This is a genomic window from Williamwhitmania taraxaci, assembly GCF_900096565.1.
GTDB lineage: Bacteria > Bacteroidota > Bacteroidia > Bacteroidales > Williamwhitmaniaceae > Williamwhitmania > Williamwhitmania taraxaci.
On record NZ_FMYP01000168.1, the window covers coordinates 1 to 1,436 of the forward strand.

The 1,436-nt window shown below is 35.2% G+C and carries 1 protein-coding gene; it reads left to right on the forward strand.

Annotated features, from left to right (window positions below; genetic code table 11):
• A partial coding sequence (locus BLS65_RS17745) for a glycoside hydrolase family 19 protein (protein WP_212590599.1) occupies window positions 1-1,436 on the forward strand: 1,436 nt, incomplete at both ends.

Sequence of the window (1,436 nt, forward strand, 5' to 3'; positions counted from 1 at the left end):
CCCTTTAGCCCCGAAAGCTTTATTGCCGCGCAGGGCACCACCAAAAACCTGATGGATTACTCCGGCAGCACCGACCTGTGGAAGCACCAGTGGGAGCTAATTCGCGATCCCGAAAGCTTGTGGTTCGCCTGGGCGCAGGATGAGAGTGAAGGGGAGGGGAAAAAATTAAAAGGAAAATACACAGTTTATGTAGGTGATAGTGTTATGACTGAGAAGAAGATTTTCATTAACACAGACAAAAACAATAAATTATACGTAAAGTACGAATCCATTGTCGGGGATACTGGAACTTATATAAACGTTAAAGTGGTTTACAGACCTGTGTGGAGTACAAATGATATTTCTTGGCCATTTACAACTTGGGGTAAAGTCAACGTGAATACCAAAACTACATTTAGTCTTGATTCTTTACCGGAAGGGGTCTATAAAGTCTTACTTAAAAACAAAGATGATAAGATTGATACAGTCATGTTTTATCTAAGAAGTAAGAAATACGAATTTGGCTGTTCTGTTTGTGGTAGGAATTTAGTTTTAACTAGCAATGAACTTAAACTTATATTTCCTAATAGTAAAAAAATAGACAATCCTCTAGTTTTGCAGGCATTTAATAATGCTTTTAAAAAATCTGGTTTTAAAACCTGTAACCATTTTGCCCATTTCCTAGCACAGCTGGAAACCGAAAGTGTAGGCTTAACAAAAACTACCGAAAGTTCAAACTATTATTTACATAGAATGCTTGAGGTTTTCAGGGGAAATAATGGTACTAAATTTTGGTATAAGCAAGAGTTTTGGGATAATAAAGCATATTTAAAATTTGTATCAAACCGTTTATATGAAAAAATGGACTCTGCCAAATATAATTTTAGTGTAGATTCATTAGATTATGAAACTTTTACTCATAAACGTTCAGGAACAAGTATTAAAGTCCCAAAAGATTATTCTTCTCATGCAAATCCTCACACTATAGCTTTTAATGGCTATAAATCTACACCTGGCAAAGGTTGTTATCGTTCCGTAGTTTTAACTGATCGACAGAAAGAACAAAATGGAATACGTTCATTAAATGCAGCTTATGTCGGCATGGATGGTAACTCTCCAGATACATCTTGGAACAATGCACAAGGCTCTAAATATAGAGGACGTGGTTATGTACAGGTAACCAACAAAAATAATTATGTTGAAGCTAAAAGCACGTGTGCCATGAAGTTCAAATTAAATTTTGATTTTGTAAATAATCCTGATTTAATGGCAAATGACACTATTGCTGTATGGGCTTCGTTTGCATGGTTTGTAAAAAATATCACTATTACAGATTTAAATACCGAAAACCCTGATGTTATTACTTACAAGGTAAACAAAGCAGGATTGGAGGCGGATGACAGAAAAAGGAACTATATTGATTTACGCCAGAAATTTTTCAAATGTAATAAGCCGTA